An 18,477-nucleotide genomic window follows, 5' to 3' on the forward strand; every position below is an offset into this window, starting at 1 on the left:
TCGACCCTCGCCGGGTCGGCCCCGCGCTGCACCACAGCGCCGGGCCGGCCCGGCTCTCGCGTTCCCGGCCCCTGCGGGCGCCCGGGTAGCGCGGCCGTGTGTGCGGTTGCTCTACGTAACCACAATTTACTCACCGAGCGTCACCCAGGTTTCCGCAAGCCCCTCGCCCACCTGCACAAATGCACCAAAAGGGGTGACTGGCTCACTCTGGCGACTGATCGATCGTCACGCTTAGTGTTCGTTTACCGCGTTGGGACCACCAGGGTCCGAGCGGATGAGCGACTGGGGAACGAGCATGACGGCACGCAAGGCGCCCATGGCGTCACGGTGCATCGCCGGGGTGACGAGCCTGCTGCTGGCAGCGGGCGGCCTCGGCCTGATGGCCCCCGCGGCCCGGGCGGACTCCGCGCCGGTGAACCCGGCCGACCCGGCCACCCCCACCACGGTGACCGCCGACGCGCTGCCCACCGTGCAGATCAACGGCGTCGCGTGGTCCCAGGTCGTCGTCGGCGACACCGTCTACGTCGCCGGAAAGTTCACCACCGCCCGCCCGGCCGGCGCTGCTGCCGGCACGCAGGAGGTGGCGCGCAACAACTTCCTGGCCTACGACATCCGTACCGGGGAGCTGATCACCTCCTTCGTGCCGAGCCTCAACGCCCAGGCGCTGGCCGTCACCGCCTCCCCGGACGGCACGCGCGTCTACGTCGCCGGTGACTTCACCGTGGCCGACGGCCAGGTGCGCAACCGGATCGCGGCCTACGACACCGGCACCGGCCGGCTGGTCGCCGACTTCAGGCCCAGCGTCTCCGGCCAGGTCCGCGCCCTCGCGGCCACCGACGACAAGGTCTACCTCGGCGGCAACCTCACCGCCGTCGGCTCGACCAGCCGCACCCGGTTGGCCGCGGTGTCCGCGGCCAACGGCGCGCTGCTGCCGTGGGCGCCGGTGGCCGGCGCCGCTGCCACGGCCGGCAGCAACGAGGTCCTGGCCATGGTGCTCACCAACGGCGGCTCCCAGGTCGTGGTGGGCGGGCGGTTCAACTCGCTCAACAACACCCCGGCCGCCGGCGTCGGCGCGCTGGACGCGGGAACCGGGGCCACCCGACCCTTCGCCGTCAACCAGAAGATCACCAACCAGGGCGTCAACTCCGCCGTCTACAGCCTGAGCACCGACGGGACGACCGTCTACGGCACCGGGTACGACTTCAACGGCCCCGGCAACCTCGAGGGCACCTTCGCCGCCGAGGCCGCCGGTGGCGCGATCCGCTGGATCGGCGACTGCCGCGGCGACTCCTACTCCAGCTTCCCCGTCGGCGGCGCCCTGTACGTCGCGTCGCACGCCCACGACTGCGCCAACATCGGTGGCTTTCCGGAGCACAACCCCCAGGTCAACAAGTACGCCACCGCGGAGAGCCTCGCGGCGACCGGCCGGACCGGCGCCTTCACGATGGAGAACGCCAACCTCGCCGGGCAGGCCGCGCCCTCCCTGCTGAACTGGTTCCCCAGCTTCGCCGGCGGCACCTACACCGGCCAGAACCAGGCCGGCTGGTCGGTGACCGGCACCAGCGAGTACGTCGTCTTCGGCGGCGAGTTCCCCCGGGTCAACGGCGCTACCCAGCAGGGGCTGGTGCGCTTCGCCTTCGCCGGGACGGCGCCGGCCGCGATGGGCCCGACGGGCGGTGGGCTGACCCCGACCGTCGTCCCGACCGGCCCGGGTGCCGCCCGGGTCAGCTGGACCGAGAGCACCGACCAGGACGACGCGAACCTGACCTACCGCGTCTACCGGGACGACGGCACCACCCCGGTGCACGAGGTCACGTCCACCTCGACCTGGTACGACGTGAACACCCTCGCGTTCACCGACACCGGCCTGTCCGCCGGCCGGCACACCTACCGGATCGGCGTGCTCGACCCGACGGGCAACAAGAACACCGGGGCGTGGACGTCGGTGGACGTCGCAGCCGGCACCGCCGCCCAGCGGTCCTACGCCGCGACGGTCAAGGCCGACGGGGCGGCCAACCACTGGTCCCTCGGTGAGCGCAGGGGCAGCACGGTCGCCTACGACAGCGTCGGCGGCAGCGACCTGACCGTGCACGGCGGCATCAGCCTGGGCCAGGCCGGCGCCATCGCCAGGGACGGCGACACGGCGGCGAACACCCTGGGGCAGAACTCCAGCTTCCTGGCCACCCAGAAGCCGGTCCTGGGCCCGCAGACGTTCTCCATCGAGGCCTGGTTCACCACGACCACCTGGGGTGGCGGCAAGATCATCGGCTTCGGGAGCAGCAACACCGGCACCAGCGCCAACTACGACCGGCACGTCTACATGGACTTCTTCGGCCGGCTCCACTTCGGCCTGTGGCCCGGGTCCGAGCGGATCGTCACCAGCCCGAAGTCGTACAACGACGGCCGGTTCCACCACGTCGTGGCCACGGTCGACGCCACCGGGATGACCCTCTACGTCGACGGCAAGGCGGTCGCCTCGCGCACCGACACGACCGGCGGCCAGCCGGGTTACGGCTACTGGCGGATCGGCGGGGACAGCACCTGGTCCGGGGCCAAGTTCTTCAGCGGGCGGGTCGACGAGGTCGCCATCTACCCGAAGGCGCTCACCGGCAGGCAGGTGGCCGACCACTACACGGCCGGCAGCACGGGGGCGGTGCTCAACCTCCCGCCGACCGCGGCGTTCACCTCGGCGAGCACCGACCTGACCGCCACCCTGGACGCCGCGGCCTCCGGCGACTCCGACGGCACGGTGACCTCCTGGGCGTGGGCCTTCGGCGACGGGACGACGGGCACCGGCCGCACGGTCACGCACACCTACCGGGCCGCCGGCACCTACGGCGTCACCCTGACGGTGACCGACGACAAGGGCACCACCGCCACCCGCACCACGTCGGTGACGGTGACGGCGCCGATCCCGAACGCCCCGCCGACCGCGGACTTCACCGCGGCGGGCGCCGGGCTGGCCGGCACCTTCGACGCCGCCGCGGCGCAGGACGTCGACGGCACCATCACCGGCTACGCCTGGGACTTCGGTGACGGGAGCACGGGTACCGGCGCCCAGGCGTCGCACCAGTACGCCGCGGACGGCACCTACACCGTCACTCTCCGGGTCACCGACGACGACGGCGCGACGACCACCGGTACGCAGGAGATCACCGTCTCCTCCGACCTCCTGGCCTCGGACGCCTTCGACCGGACGGTGCCCGGCGGGCTGGGAACGGCGGACGTGGGCGGGAACTGGACGGTGGTGTCCGGTGCCAGCCGCCAGTCGGTGGCCGACGGTGCCGCGGTGTTCGCCATGACCAGGGGCACCAACACCGGCTCGTACCTGGATGCGGTGTCGCAGACGAGCGCCGACGTGCGGACGACGGTGGCGCTGTCGTCGGTGCCGACCGGCGGCGGGGCGATGGTCTACGTCGGCGCCCGCCGGGTCGCCAGCAACCTGACCTACCAGGCCCGGCTCCGTTTCCTGGCCGACGGGAGCGTGCGGGTGGCCGCCGTGCGGCTGGCCGGGAGCACCGACGAGGTGCTGATCGGCAGCGAGGTCGCCGTTCCTGGCCTGACCTACACCGCGGGCACGGAGCTCGACGTCCGGGTGCAGGCCGCCGGCACCGGCACCACCGACCTGTCGGTCACGGTGTGGGAGACGGGCACCGCGCAGCCGGCCACCCCGACGGTGACCCGGACCGACTCGACCCCTGAGTTGCAGGCGGCGGGTGCGGTGGGGCTGTCTTCCTACCTGTCGGGCAGTGCCGGCTCGGCGGTGGAGCTCCGCGTCAGCGAGTTCACCGTCACCCCGGTCGGCATCACGGTGCCGGGCGATGCTCCGGCGCCGGCTGAGCCGGAGACCCCGGCCGAGCCGGAGACCCCGGCCGACCCCGAGGTGCCCGGTGCGCCGGCGCAGCTGGCCTCGGACGCCTTCGACCGGACGGTGTCCGGTGGGCTGGGAACGGCGGACGTCGGTGGCGCCTGGACGGTGTCGGCCGGCGGGTCCCGCCAGTCGGTGGAAGGCGGTGACGCCGTGTTCACGATGAACAAGGGCACCAACACCGGCTCGTACCTGGATGCGGTGTTGCAGCCGAGCGCCGACGTGCGGACGACGGTGTCGCTGTCGTCGGTGCCGACCGGCGGTGGGGCGATGGTCTACGTCGGCGCCCGCCGCGTGGACACCAACCAGGCCTACCAGGCCCGGGTGCGCTTCCTGGCCGACGGCCGGGTCGGGGTGGCCGCGGTGCGGCTGTCCGGGAGCACCGCCGAGGTGATCATCGGCAAGGAGGTCCTGCTCAGCGGGCTCACCTACACCCCGGGCAACGAGCTCGACGTCCGGGTCCGGGCCTCGGGCACCGGCACCACCGAGCTCGCGGTGACGGTGTGGGCGGCGGGCACGGACGAGCCGGCCGGCCCGACGGTGAGCGTCACCGACAGCACCGATGCGCTGCAGGCGCCGGGTGGGGTGGGCCTCACGGCCTACCTGTCCGGCAGCGCGTCGGCGCCGGTCGAGCTCCGCATCGGCGAGTTCACCGTCACCCCGGTCGGCGCGGCGCCGGCCGAGCCGGTGCAGCCGGAGGTCCCGGCCGAGCCGGAGGCCCCGGAGGTCCCGGAGGTCCCGGAAGTCCCGGAGGTCCCGGAAGTCCCGGCCGAGCCGGAGGCCCCGGAGGTCCCGGAGGTCCCGGCCGAGCCGGAGGTCCCGGCGGACGCCGACGTGCTGGCGGTGGACGGGTTCGACCGGACGGTGTCCGGCGGCCTGGGTGCTGCGGACGACGGGAGCGCCTGGACGGTGGCGGCCGGCGCAGCCCGGCAGTCGGTGGCCGACGGAGCGGCGACGTTCGCCCTGACCAGCGGCACCAACACCGGCTCCTACCTCGCTGAGGTCGCGCAGACGGGGGTCGACGTCCGGACCACGCTGTCGCTGTCGGGGGTGCCGACCGGCGGCGGGGCCAGCGTCTACGTGGGGGCGCGCCGGGTGGGCACCAACCTGGCCTACCAGGGCCGCGTGCGCTTCCTCGCCGACGGCACCGTGGGCGTGGCGCTGGCCAAGCTCGACGGCACCAGCGACGAGGTGCTGCTCGGCCGGGAGGTCCTCGTGGAGGACCTGGTCTACGTCCCGGGCACGGAGCTCGACGTCCGGGTGACGGCGTCCGGCACCGACGCCACCGAGCTGTCGGTCACGGTGTGGGCGGCCGGCGCCGCCGAGCCGACCACCCCGACGGTGACCGGTTCGGACACCACCGCGGCGCTGCAGGCGCCGGGTGCGGTCGGCCTCAACGCCTACCTCTCCGGCAGCGCCTCGGCGCCGGTGGACGTGCGGTTCGCCCAGATCACCGTCACCCCGGTCGGCTGACCGGCCGCGGGGCCGCACCACCCGGTGCGGTCCCGCGTTCACCACTTCGGATGACACCCGGTCCCGCCCAGGCGGAACCGGGTGTCGTCGTTGGGAGGATCGACCGGTGACCGGTCTCGCGCGCGTGCTGCGGCGTCCTGCCGCCGGCGCGCTGGCCGGGCAGGCCACCTCGGCGCTGGCCGGGCTCGTGCTCCAGGTCGCGGCCGCCCGCGAGCTCGGGGCGGCCGGGCTGGCGGCCTTCTCCCTCGTCTACGGGGCGATCGTGCTGGCCACCGCCGTGTGCAGCGGCCTGGTCGGTGACTCGCTCACCGTGCTCGACCGCACCGATCCCGGCATCCGGGCCGGCCTGCACGTGGGCACGGCCGTGGTCTCCGGCGCCGCCGGCCTGGTCGGGTGCCTGCTGGCCGTGGTCACCGGCCTGGTGCCGGCATGGGCCGGCCTGCTGCTGGGTCTGGCGACCGCCGCCTTCATCGTCGAGGACACCCTGCGCCGCCTGCTCATGGCGGCCGGCCGGTTCTGGTCGCTGCCGGCCGTCGATGTCACCAGCATGGCCCTGGCGCTGGCCGTCCTGGTCTGGCTGGCGACGACCGGGAACCTGAGCCTCACCTCCTTCGTCGTGGCGCTGCTGGCCGGGCAGACCGGTGCCGCGCTGGTGGCCTGGGTGCTGCTGCCGGCCACCGAGCGCCCCCACGGGCCGTGGCGGCGGCCCTCGATCGCCGTGGTGGTGTCCTTCGGTGCCTGGCGGGCTGCTTCCCAGGCGGTCCGGCCCGCCTTGCTCACGGTGCTCCGCGTGCTGGTCGTGGGCCTCGCCGGCGCGGCCGCCTACGGCCCCCTCGAGGCGGCGCGGGTGTACACCGCTCCCACCCTGGTGCTGGTCGCCGGGCTCGGCTCCTTCCTCCTCCCGCACTTCGTCTCCCTCCGGTCCCGCGGCCCGGCCGCCGGGCTGCGCACCGCCGACCGCGCAGCGGCCGGCCTGGCGCTCGCGGTGGGCGCGATCGGCCTGGCCGGAGTCGCCGCGCTGCCGTGGCTCGGTCCGTTGCTCACCGGGGGCGGCTACGGCGTCCCGGTCGCGGCGGTGGCCGGCTGGGCGCTGTACGCCGTCGCCGGGGCGGTGCTGCTGCCGTACTCCGGCCTCGCCGCCGTGCACGGCGTCCAGCGCCGGGTGCTGGCGCTGCGCGGCCTCGAGTTCGCCGCTCTCGGCCTGGCGGCCCTGCTGGTCGCGCTGGCCGACGGCGCGGTGGTCTGGGTGCCGCTGGTGCTTGCGCTCGGGCCCGTCCTGGCCGCCCTGGCGGTGCGCCAGACGGTGGTGCTGCCGATCGTGCGCGACGCGGCAGCCGAGCCGGCCGCCGCCGACCGCAGGAGCGCCCCGGCCGGCGTCGCAGCCGTCCGTGGGGGCGTGGCGGCCCCGTGACCCGAGCCCTGACAGCACGCGAGGTGACCATGTCAGCACAGGTCGACGCCGGCGGCCGCTCCCCGCGGCTCTTCGGGCGGCACGACGCAGGCCGGCGGATCGAGCTGCTGGCCGCCGTCCTCATCGTCGTCGGTGCCGTGGGCTGGCGCCGCGGCGAGTACTTCTCGGGTTCCCTGGACCCCGTCGTCGTCGGAAAGGCCGTGGTCAGCCTGCTGGCGCTGTCGCTGGCCTTCCTGCGTGCACAGTCCGTGCCCGGGCGGCGGCTGGGCACGGGCACGCTCTGGTGGCTCGGCCTGCTGCTCGGCATCTCGGTGTTCGGGGCGCTGACCGCGGACCTCCTGGTGGCCGGCGGCGTGGTCGCCATCCGGGTGGCCGTGCTGGCCGCCACCGTCGTCTTCCTGCTGCGTGCCGCTCCGGCGGTGCAGGTGATCACCGACCTCGCCCGGGCCTGCGGTGCGGTGGCCGTGGTCGCCGCGGGAACCGGGCTGCCCACCATCACCTCCGGCCGCCTGGCCGGTGGCGTCCCGGCGATCGACCCCAACGAACTGGCCCTGCTCTCCGGGGTGGTGGTCCTCGTCCTGGCCTGGCGGGCCGTGCTCGGCGAGGCCCGCTGGTCCGCCGGCGTCACGGGTGCCGTTCTGCTGGCCGTCGTCTGGGTGACCGGATCGCGCACGGGCCTGCTCATGCTGCTGCTGGGAATCGCGGTCATGGCCGTCCAGATCCGGCGGCCCCGGGTCGGCCTGGTGGTCGGTTGCCTGGTGCTCGGGGCGGTCGGCGCGGTCGGGGCGGTCGCCACCGGCGCGGTCGCGGCGTTCGCCGGCCGGGACGGCACGGGCGCCAGCACGCTGGACTCCCGCTTCATCGCCTGGCGGGCCTCGCTGAGCTGGGCGGACTCCGCCTGGCAGGAGGTCTTCGGCGGCGGCCTCTCGGTCAAGATCATCCGGGTGTACGGCCAGTACTGGCAGACCCAGCCGCTGGACAGCAGCTGGGTGTCCCTGCTGGTGCAGACCGGCGTCCTCGGCGTGCTGTGCGCGCTCGGCTGGTCCCTGTGGGCCTTCCGCGGCGCCCTGCGCGCGCCCCACCCGCACCGGGTGCTCTTCCTGGGGCTGCTGGTGTTCCTGCTCGGGCGCAGCACCCTGGAGAGCGGCCTGTTCGACGCCACCCCCGCGTTCCTGCTCTTCCTCGCCGTCTCGCTGCTGGCCGAAGGCGGATCGCGGCAACGGCTGCGCGACGAGGCGGCCAGCGGGGCCGGCGGCATCCCCGAGCCCGCCCTGGATGACGCCCGCACGCCCTCCGGGCGGCGCTGAACCCGTTCCTCCGGGTGCCCCCGGCGCCGGTCGTCCCCGCGCGGCGCCGTCCCGGACCCGCTCGCCGTGTCGGGGACCTGCTCGCCGTGTCCGGGACCTGCGCTGCCTGTCCCGGGCGCACGCTGTCGTCGCCGTCCTCATGCTGTAGGCCGAGGTCGGCGACCACCGCGTGCGGTCGGTGACCCGGGCCCCGGCCGCCTGGCGACCCGGCTGCCTGTCGGCCTGCACCCCGCGAACCTCCGGCGGGGCCGCGGGACCGGGCCCGGCAACGACGAGGTCCCCGCCCCCGCCGGGCGGCGGGAACGGGGACCGGGGTCCGGCTGGTGCGGCCGGAGCGCTCAGCGACGGCCGGCGGGGACCGGCGCCGCGGGCCGGGCGCCGGGCTGCGAGGGGGCGGGCGCCGGGCGGGGGGCCGTGGCGGCCGCGGTGGTGCGGGCGGCCTTCCGGCGCGGGGTGACGACGACGGCGAGCGGCTGGATACCGGCCGCGCCGAGGACCGAGCGGATCTCCTGCAGCTCGGCGCGGTCGACCCGGCCGGACTCCACGGTGAGCACGACGCCGTCGTGCTCACGGCCGATGGCCCGCCATCGGCGCAGCGCGGCCCCGGCCGTGCCCACGGCGAGCTGGACGCCGGCCCGGTCACCCGTGGCCGGGGCCTCGGGGACCGTCGCGGCCACCTCGACGGGCACGTCCCAGCCGCTCAGCTCGGCGCTGACCTCGTCGGCCAGCCGGCGGGCGGCCGCCTCGTCACCGGCGGACGGGGACAGCACGACGATCCGCAGCGTCCGGTCCTCCGCCAGCGGCTCCAGCTGCCGGGCGAGCAACGTCACCGGCCGGCCGGCCAGCGGGTTGCGGCGGCGGTCGGCGGCCGGGGCGTGCACGGTCAGCTCCTCGTCGGTGCCGCCCCAGGCGGACCGGACGTCGGCACCGGTGTACAGGCGGGTGTCCCGGCGGCTGCGGACGATGGCGGCGGCGGCCCCCAGCGCGAGCCCCACCAGCAGGCCCAGCGGCAGCAGCAGTCCGGGGTCGGGGGAGACCGGGGCGGACGGCGCGGTGGCCGGGTCGGTCACGGTGAGCTCGACGGGGGGCTCGCCGGTGCCCGGCCGCTCCAGCTGCTCCACGACGGTCCCGAACTGCTCGGCGACGGCGTTGGCCACCTCGGCGGCCCGCCCGGCGTCGGCGGCGGTGACCGCGATGTCGATCTGCGAGGTGTCGGCCGGGTTGCTCGCGCTGACCCGGGACCGCAGGGCGGCGACCGACTCGGCGAGGTCGAGGTCCTCGATGACCGGGCCCAGGACCGCGCTGCTGCGGGCGACGTCGGGGTAGCTGGCGACGCGCTGGTTGACGAACTGCGAACCGCTGGTGCCCTCGCCCAGGCTGGCCACGAACACCCGGGCGGTGGCCTGGTAGCTCGGCGGGCTGATCAGCACGACGCCGACGGCGACCACGAGGGCCGCCACGGTCACGCCGACCCACGTCGGCCAGTACCGGCGCAGCGCCAGCAGGTAGTCGCGCAGTTCCATCGTGTCCGCCTTCTGTCCTGGCCTGCTCGTGGATGCCCCGACGGCCCGGGGGATCGCCGCCGGTCGTGGGTCGCCCCCGCAGGTTAGGGCGGCGCGAAGCCTCCATGCCGGGCTCCGGCGGGCCGGTCACCCGGAAGGAGGGGAGGCCGCACGCGGCCGGTGACGGGGGCTCCCCGACCGGGTGAGCGGAACGGCGCCCGATGGGGTGAACCACCCGCTCTGCTCACCCACAGTGACCAGCGGGTGCCTACCGTTCCGCTGATGGCTCGGCCCGAGGAGGGCCGGCTCCGGTCGTCGGTCACGGTACGTGGCGGACGAGCGGGGGGTCGCGACCCAGCGGCCCGCCCCGATCGACCAGGAGGCTCGTCATGACCGTTGTCGGCTACGCACCCGGCGCCTACGACCTGTTCCACATCGGCCACCTGAACGTCCTCCGGCACGCCGCGGACAACTGCGACCACCTCGTCGCCGGGGTGGTGTCCGACGAGATGCTGCTGTTGGCCAAGGGCCGGGCGCCGGTCGTGCCGCTGGCCGAGCGGATGGAGATCGTGCGGAGCCTGCGCTTCGTCGACTCGGTGCACGCCGAGGTCGTCCCGGACAAGATCGACACCTGGCGTGAGGTCCGCTTCGACGTCATCTTCAAGGGCGACGACTGGCGGGGCACCGCCAAGGGCGACCGGCTCGAGCAGGACTTCGCCGCCGTCGGCGTGGAGGTCCGCTACTTCCCGTACACGATGCACACCTCGAGCACGATCCTGCGCAAGGCGCTGTCGGTGATCACCGCCGAGGCGCCGGTGGCGGTGCAGGCCCGCGCCTGACCCGGCCCCGCGGCGAGCGTGCGAGCCGGCGGGGCCGCATGGCCCCGTCCAGAGGCTCGCCCCGAGCCTCTGACGCGGCCCCGCTGCAGGGGCCCGCGGTGAGCCTGCGAGCCGTGGGGGGCAGCGCGGCCCCGTCCAGAGGCTCGCCCCGAGCTTGCGAGGGGTGAGGGGGACGGGGTCCTTTGACTATCCTGGACGGTGGCCCCCCGCGCGCACCCTGCGCGCTCTGCTCGCTGCGGACCTGGAGCGGGCCACGGATCAGGAGTGAACGGAACCGTGAGCTTGCGCGGCGTGCTCGACGTCGTCCTGACCGATCCCGGCATGGCCCAGGTGGTCGCTGCGGCCGGCTCCGCCGAGCTCGCGGTCACCGCGCCGCCCTCGGTGCAGCCGTGGGTGGCCGGCGCGCTCGCCGCGGCCGCGCCGGGCGCCGGCGTGCCGGTCCTCGTGGTCACCGCCGGGGAACGGGACGCCGACGCCGTCGCCGACCTGCTCCGCTGCGTCGTCCCCGACCGGCGGGTCGAGGTGTTCCCGGCCTGGGAGACGCTGCCGCACGAGCGGCTCTCGCCCCGTGCCGACACGGTGGGCCGGCGCCTCGCGGTGCTCCGCGACCTGGCGCACCCCGGCGACGGCGGCGCCGTCGACGTGCTGGTCGCACCGGTGCGCAGCGTCCTGCAGCCGCTGTCCCCGGGCCTGGGTGACCTGGTTCCGGTCGAGCTGCGCGCGGGGCAGAGCGCCGATCTGGACGAGGTGGCCCGGGCGCTGTCCGACGCCGCCTACACCCGGGTCGAGCTGGTGGAGAAGCGGGGCGAGTTCGCCGTCCGCGGTGGCCTGCTCGACGTCTTCCCGCCCACCGAGCAGCACCCGGTCCGCGTCGAATTCTGGGGCGACGAGGTCGACGAGCTGCGCTACTTCGCCGCCAGCGACCAGCGCTCGCTCGACGAGCGACCCGAGCGGCTGTGGGCCCCGCCGTGCCGGGAGCTGCTGCTCACCGAGGAGGTGCGCGCCCGCGCCACGGCGCTGGGCGCCAAGCACCCGGAGCTGGCCGAGGTCACCGGCAAGCTCGCCGAGGGCATCGCCGTGGAGGGCATGGAGTCGCTGATCCCGGCCCTGATCAGTGGGGGTGGTGGGGCGGGACAGGATGCCGGCCACCGGATGGACCTGCTCACCGACCTGGTGCCGCAGGGCACGCACGTGCTGGTGCTCGACCCCGAGCGGGTGCGCAGCCGGGCGGCGGACCTGGTGCGCACCGCCGACGAGTTCCTCGCCGCCTCCTGGCAGACCGCCGCGGCCGCCGGGGACGCGCCGGTCGACCTGGGGGCGTCGTCCTTCCGCGACCTGGCCGACGTCGCCGACGCCGCCCGCGGTCGCGGGCTGCCCTGGTGGACGACCGGGGTGTTCACCCTGCAGCCGGACGACGACGAGCGGCACGTCACCCTGGACGCCACGTCGGTGGAGCGGTTCCACGGCGACCAGGCGCGGGCGTTCGACCAGCTGCGCGGCTGGGCGCGGGAGGGCTGGCGGGTCGTGCTGACCTTCGCCGGCCCGGGCCCGGCGCAGCGCGCCACCGACCAGCTCGCCGAGGCCGACCTCGGTGCCCGGCTGGTGCCCGGCATCGAGTCCGCGCCCGACGCCGGCCCGACCCACGTCACCCAGGGCAACCTGGACGCCGGGTTCGCCTTCCCCGGCATCGGGCTGGCGCTGGTCACCGAGCACGACCTCACCGGTCAGCGCGGCACCAGCATGCGCGACGCGACGAAGATGCCGGCCCGCCGGCGCAACGCCGTCGACCTGGTGCAGTTGCAGCCCGGCGACCTGGTGGTGCACGAGCAGCACGGCATCGGCCGGTACGTGGAGATGGTCAGCCGCACCGTGCACGGTGGCCAGCGTGACTACCTGATCGTCGAGTACGCCCCCGGCAAGCGGAACCAGCCGCCGGACCGGCTGTTCGTGCCCACCGACGCCCTCGACCAGCTGACCCGCTACGTCGGCGGCGAGGCCCCCGCGCTGTCCAAGCTGGGCGGGGCCGACTGGGCGAAGACCAAGGGCCAGGCGCGCAAGGCGGTCAAGCAGATCGCCGCGGAGCTGATCCGGCTCTACTCCGCGCGGATGGCGACCAAGGGTCACGCCTTCGGCCCGGACACCGTCTGGCAGCGCGAGCTGGAGGACGCCTTCCCCTTCACCGAGACCCCCGACCAGCTGGCCGCCATCGACGAGGTCAAGGCGGACATGGCGCAGCCGGTGCCGATGGACCGGATCATCTGCGGCGACGTCGGCTACGGGAAGACCGAGATCGCGGTGCGCGCGGCGTTCAAGGCGGTGCAGGACGGCAAGCAGGTCGCGGTCCTGGTGCCGACGACGCTGCTGGCCAACCAGCACTTCAAGACGTTCTCGGAGCGCTTCGCGCAGTTCCCGGTGACCGTGGCGGTGCTGTCCCGGTTCCAGTCGGCGGCGGAGAGCGCCGAGACGCTGCGCAAGCTGGCCGCCGGCGAGGTCGACGTCCTGGTCGGCACCCACCGGCTGCTGCAGCCGACCACCCGGTTCAAGGAGCTGGGCCTGGTGATCGTCGACGAGGAGCAGCGCTTCGGCGTCGAGCACAAGGAGTACCTGAAGACGATGCGGACGGCGGTCGACGTGCTGTCCATGTCGGCGACCCCGATCCCGCGCACCCTGGAGATGAGCCTCACCGGCATTCGCGAGATGTCCACGATCCTCACCCCGCCCGAGGAGCGGCACCCGGTGCTCACCTACGTCGGCGCGTGGGACGACAAGCAGATGGCCGCCGCGATCCGGCGCGAGCTGCTGCGCGACGGGCAGGTGTTCGTCATCCACAACCGGGTGCAGTCGATCGACAAGGCCGCGGCGAAGATCCGCAACCTGGTGCCCGAGGCCCGGATCGCCGTCGGGCACGGGCAGATGAAGGAGCACGAGCTCGAGCGGATCATGGTCGGCTTCTGGGAGAAGGAGTACGACGTCCTGGTCGCCACCACGATCGTGGAGTCCGGGCTGGACATCCCCAACGCCAACACCCTGATCGTCGACCGGGCCGACACCTTCGGCCTCTCCCAGCTGCACCAGATCCGCGGCCGGGTCGGCCGTGGCCGGGAGCGGGCCTACGCCTACTTCACCTACGACCCGACCAAGCCGCTCACCGAGACCTCGGTCGACCGGCTGACCACCATCGCGCACAACACCGACCTGGGGGCCGGCATGGCGGTGGCGATGAAGGACCTGGAGATCCGCGGCTCGGGCAACCTGCTCGGTGGCGAGCAGTCCGGGCACATCGCCGGCGTGGGCTTCGACCTCTACGTGCGGCTGGTCGGCGAGGCGGTCAGCGACTACCGGGCGCAGGCGACGGGGGAGTCGCCGGCGGTCGAGCCGGCCGACGTCCGGGTCGACCTGCCGGTCGACGCGCACCTGCCGCACGACTACGTGCCCGGCGAGCGGCTGCGGATGGAGGCCTACCGCAAGGTCGCCTCGGTGCAGGACGACGACCAGGCGCAGGCCGTGCTGGACGAGCTCACCGACCGCTACGGCCCCGCCCCGGCGCCGGTGCTCAACCTGCTCGCCGTGGCCCGCTTCCGCGCGGCGATGCGCACGCTCGGCGTCACCGAGATCTCGATGCAGGGGCGCAACATCCGGGTCGCCCCGGTGGAGCTGCGCGAGTCGCAGGTGATGAAGCTGTCCCGGCTCGCCGAGGGCGCCGGCTACAAGGACGCGGTCCGCACGGTGTCGATCAAGGTGCCGGTGGGGCCGGATCGGCGGACCCCGTTGCGCGACGTCGCCCTGCTGGAGAAGCTGCACGCGCTGCTGTCCGCCGTCCTCAAGGCGCCGGTCCCGGTCGCGTCCTGAGCGGAGTGGATCCGTCGGGCCGACGCCGACGAATCCACAACCTCTCCGGCGGTGCGGGGCCTGGGTCGCACCGGTGTGGCACGCTCGCGCCGTGTCGCGCCGCAGAGTTCCTGCCCTGCTCGCCGTCGGCCTGGTCGGGGTCGCCGTCCTGGCCGGTTGCCGCACGTCGCCGAACGTCGCCGCCTACGTCGGCGACGCCGAGGTGACCGTCGCGGAGCTGGAGGCGGCCGTCGACGAACGGCTCGCCGACCCGGCCATCGCGGCCTACGTCCAGGGCGAGCGGCGCAACTACGCCCGTCAGGTCCTCACCCTGCTGGTCACCGAGGAGATCTACGACGTGGCCGCCCGCCGCTACGACGTCACGGTCACCGACGGCGAGGTGCGCGCGCGGATCGACAGCCTGCTCGGGGGCGCGTCGCAGGACGATGCCTTCCGCCAGCTCGCCCGGCAGCAGGGCGTCAACGCCACCGACATCGCGGAGAACATCCGCCACCAGCTGATGCGGCTGGAGCTGGCCGCCGCCGCCGGCGAGGCCGAGCTGTCCGAGGCGGCGCTCCGGCAGCGCTACGAGCAGTCCCAGGGGCAGCTGACCCAGGTGCAGCTCGGCATCATCACCGTTCCCGACCAGGCCACCGCCGACGCCGTCCTGGCCCAGCTGGTGGCCGACCCGGCGGCGTACCCGGCCATCGCGGCCCAGTACCCGAGCAACAGCACGCTGCCCACCGTGCAGGGCTTCGCGTCGGCCGACCTGCCCGGCGTGCTCGCCGAGTCGGTCGCCGCGACCCCGGCCGGCCAGGGGTTCACCCAGGCCGTCCCCGAGATCGGCGGCGTCGTCGTCGGCTTCGTGAGCGACCTCGTCATCCCCAGCTACGCCGAGGTCCGTGACCAGCTCGCCCAGCAGCTCGGCAGCGAGGCCGAAGCGGCCGGCGCCGCGCTGATCGGTGAGTTGCAGGAGGACGTCGACGTCGACGTCAACCCCCGGTTCGGGGTGCTCGAGCAGGGCCAGATCGTGCCCGCGGAGGGTGGGGTCGTCCAGCTGCTGGAGGACGCCGGCGCGGGCGTCGCGGGAGGCAGCGGAGACTGAGGAGCGTGCCGCCCTCCACCCTGGTCACCGTCAGCTCCCGGCTGCCCGGCCTGCTCGCCCCGGCCGGCTGGCAGGCGGTGCAGGCCGCCGACCCGCTCGTGGCGCTCCCGGGCGCGGCCGCGACCGCGCAGGCGCTCCGCGAGGCCGGGACGACCGTCACCGACGTCGGGGCCCTGGCCGACGTGCCGGCCGGGGCCACCTGCCTGCTCGCCGTCGACGAGGCGGTCGGGATCGAGACCCCGGTGGTCGCCGGAGCGCCCGAGCCGCCCGGCGCCCGGCTGCTGGACGTCGTCACGGTGATGGACCGGCTGCGCTCGCCCGGCGGCTGCCCGTGGGATGCCGAGCAGACCCACGCCTCGCTGCGCGGCTACCTGCTGGAGGAGGCGCACGAGGCCTACGACGCGATCGTCGACGACGACCCGGTCGCGATGCGCGAGGAGCTCGGCGACGTGCTGCTGCAGGTGGTCTTCCACGCCCGGGTGGCAGCCGAGGCGGGCCCCGACCGGGCCTTCGACGTCGACGACGTGGCCGGCGACCTGGTCGGCAAGCTGGTCCGCCGGCACCCGCACGTCTTCGGTGCCAGCGGAGGCCCCGGGGACCGGCGGCCGGGCGCCGGAGGTGACGGGAGCGCCAGCATCGGCGACAGCCGCATGAGCATCGCCGCCGTCGAGCGCGGCTGGGAGGAGATCAAGCAGCGCGAGAAGCAGCGCCGCTCACCCACCGAGGGCGTGTCCCGTTCGCAGCCGGCCACCTCCTGGGGGGCAGCGCTGGCCGGGCGGGCCGCCCGTGCCGGGCTGCCCACCCCGCCGCCGGGCGAGCTGACCGCGCGGGACGCCGGCGAGCTGGGGGAGCAGCTGCTCGGCCTGGTGGTGGCCGCCCGCGAGCGCGGCTGGGACGCCGAGGATGCGTTGCGCGCCGCCGTCCGCCGGTACGCCGGCGAGCTGGACGCGGCCGCGGCCGCCCGCCCCCCCTGCTGAGACCGGGCGCCCGAATCGGTGCGCCCCCGCGGCACGGCTGCGCGGACGGGGCGTCCGCCGGAGGGGTGTTGCGCCACTCCCCGCCGACGCCGCCGATCAGGTAGACAACGACCGCGTCGACGGGGAGGACCTGACGTGCTGCTCGACGCTGGTCGGATCGAGCCCGGCGACGCCGAGGAAGCCCGCGAGGGCGGCCCCGCCCGAGGGATGGAGACACGATGAGCACGGCCCCGAGGACCGACACGCAGTCGTCCGAGCTGCACGCCGCCGACCGTCACGACCTGATCCGCGTGCACGGTGCGCGCGAGAACAACCTCAAGGACGTCAGCGTCGAGATCCCGAAGCGCCGGCTGACGGTCTTCACCGGCGTCTCCGGCTCGGGCAAGAGCTCGCTGGTGTTCGGCACGATCGCCGCGGAGTCGCAGCGGATGATCAACGAAACCTACAGCGCGTTCGTGCAGGGCTTCATGCCGACGCTGGCGCGGCCCGAGGTCGACGTCCTGGACGGTCTGACGACCGCGATCATCGTCGACCAGGAGCGGATGGGCGCCAATCCGCGCTCCACGGTCGGCACCGCCACCGACGCGAACGCGATGCTGCGCATCCTGTTCAGCCGGCTCGGGCAGCCGCACATCGGCTCGCCGAACGCGTACTCGTTCAACGTCCCGTCGGTGAAGGCCAGCGGCGCGATCACGGTCGAGCGCGGCGGGCGGACGAAAGCCGAGAAGGCGACCTTCAACCGGCTCGGCGGCATGTGCCCGCGCTGCGAGGGCATGGGCGCGCTCAACGACTTCGACCTCACCGCGCTGTTCGACGGGTCGAAGTCCCTGAACGAGGGCGGGCTCACCGTGCCCGGCTACAGCATGGACGGGTGGTACGGCCGCCTGTTCGCCGGCGTCGGTCTCGACCTGGACAAGCCGATCGGCCGGTACACGAAGAAGGAGATGCACGACCTCCTGTACAAGGAGCCGACCAAGATCAAGGTCGAGGGCGTCAACCTCACCTACGAGGGCGTGATCCCGAAGGTCCAGAAGTCGATGCTCGCCAAGGACGTCGAGGCGCTGCAGCCGCACATCCGGCGGTTCGTGGAGCGGGCGGTGACGTTCACGACCTGCCCCGAGTGCGACGGCACCCGGCTCAGCGCCGAGGCCCGGTCGTCGAAGATCCGGGGAAGGAACATTGCCGACGCCTGCGCGATGCAGATCAGCGACCTCGCCGCCTGGGTCCGAGACCTCCGGGAGCCGTCGGTGGCCCCGTTGCTGACCGGGCTGCAGCACCTCCTCGACTCGTTCGCGGCGATCGGGCTGGGCTACCTCTCGCTGGACCGCCCGGCGGGCACCCTCTCCGGCGGGGAGGCGCAGCGCACCAAGATGATCCGGCACCTGGGCTCCTCGCTCACCGATGTCACCTACGTCTTCGACGAGCCCACCATCGGGCTGCACCCGCACGACATCGAGCGGATGAACGACCTGCTGCTGCAGCTGCGGGACAAGGGCAACACCGTGCTCGTCGTGGAGCACAAGCCCGAGACGATCGCGATCGCCGACCACGTCGTCGACCTCGGCCCCGGCGCGGGTACCGCCGGTGGCGAGGTGGTCTTCCAGGGCACCCTCGAGGGGCTGCGGGGCAGCGACACCGTCACCGGCCGCCACCTCGACGACCGGGCCGCCCTCAAGGACTCGGTCCGCACGTCCTCCGGCGCGCTGGAGATCCGCGGCGCGTCGACGCACAACCTGCAGGACGTGGACGTCGACGTCCCGCTCGGAGTGCTCTGCGTGGTCACCGGCGTCGCCGGCTCCGGCAAGAGCTCGCTGGTCCACGGCTCGGTCGCCGGCCGCGACGGCGTGGTCGTGGTCGACCAGGGCGCGATCCGCGGCTCGCGACGCAGCAACCCGGCCACGTACACCGGACTGCTCGACCCGATCCGCAAGGCCTTCGCGAAGGCCAACGGCGTGAAGCCGGCATTGTTCAGCGCCAACTCCGAGGGCGCCTGCCCCTCCTGCAACGGCGCCGGCGTCATCTTCACCGACCTGGGCGTGATGGCCACCGTCGAGTCCACCTGCGAGGAGTGCGAGGGCAAGCGGTTCCAGGCGGCGGTGCTCGAGTACACGCTCGGCGGCCGGAACATCGCCGAGGTCCTCGCGATGCCGGTGACCGAGGCCGAGGA

General features: G+C 74.4%; 9 protein-coding genes. 8 read left to right on the forward strand and 1 reads right to left on the reverse strand.

The features are described from left to right. Window positions 1-295: 295 nt before the first annotated feature. The 3 genes from ACYVG5_RS13735 to ACYVG5_RS13745 all read left to right on the forward strand — a co-directional run bounded on the left by ACYVG5_RS13735 (window position 296) and on the right by ACYVG5_RS13745 (window position 8,059). Complete coding sequence (locus tag ACYVG5_RS13735) at window positions 296-5,341, forward strand: PKD domain-containing protein (RefSeq protein ID WP_246630650.1); 5,046 nt, start codon at window positions 296-298, stop codon at window positions 5,339-5,341. A gap of 106 nt (window positions 5,342-5,447) precedes the next feature. Next, entirely contained in the window at window positions 5,448-6,752 is a 1,305-nt protein-coding gene (locus ACYVG5_RS13740; protein WP_222049542.1) for an MATE family efflux transporter, read from the forward strand. Between the two features lie 29 nt (window positions 6,753-6,781). Then, the gene (locus tag ACYVG5_RS13745; RefSeq protein WP_246630689.1) at window positions 6,782-8,059 is read left to right on the forward strand and encodes an O-antigen ligase family protein; all 1,278 of its coding nucleotides are present in this window, start codon (window positions 6,782-6,784) and stop codon (window positions 8,057-8,059) included. Between the two features lie 338 nt (window positions 8,060-8,397). On the opposite strand, the gene ACYVG5_RS13750 is transcribed toward ACYVG5_RS13745, so the two are convergent. Continuing rightward, a complete protein-coding gene (locus tag ACYVG5_RS13750; protein WP_222049544.1) occupies window positions 8,398-9,582 on the reverse strand; it encodes a YveK family protein in 1,185 nt (394 codons plus the stop codon). A gap of 368 nt (window positions 9,583-9,950) precedes the next feature. Between ACYVG5_RS13750 and ACYVG5_RS13755 the strand changes: the two genes are divergently transcribed. From ACYVG5_RS13755 to ACYVG5_RS13775, 5 genes are all read left to right on the forward strand, one after another. Beyond that, window positions 9,951-10,400 (forward strand): adenylyltransferase/cytidyltransferase family protein, encoded by a 450-nt coding sequence (locus tag ACYVG5_RS13755; protein ID WP_222049545.1) that lies wholly within the window; start codon window positions 9,951-9,953, stop codon window positions 10,398-10,400. 276 nt (window positions 10,401-10,676) lie between these two features. Beyond that, entirely contained in the window at window positions 10,677-14,249 is a 3,573-nt protein-coding gene (mfd, locus tag ACYVG5_RS13760; protein ID WP_222049546.1) for a transcription-repair coupling factor, read from the forward strand. Window positions 14,250-14,340: 91 nt separating this feature from the next. Beyond that, window positions 14,341-15,333 (forward strand): peptidylprolyl isomerase, encoded by a 993-nt coding sequence (locus ACYVG5_RS13765; protein ID WP_222049547.1) that lies wholly within the window; start codon window positions 14,341-14,343, stop codon window positions 15,331-15,333. 5 nt (window positions 15,334-15,338) lie between these two features. Next, window positions 15,339-16,310, forward strand: coding sequence for a nucleoside triphosphate pyrophosphohydrolase (locus tag ACYVG5_RS13770; RefSeq protein ID WP_222049548.1), 972 nt, complete (start codon window positions 15,339-15,341; stop codon window positions 16,308-16,310). Between the two features lie 218 nt (window positions 16,311-16,528). After that, window positions 16,529-18,477: excinuclease ABC subunit UvrA (locus tag ACYVG5_RS13775; protein WP_460683254.1), on the forward strand; the 1,949-nt coding region annotated here is incomplete at its 3' end.

Source organism: Modestobacter lapidis (genome assembly GCF_054780755.1).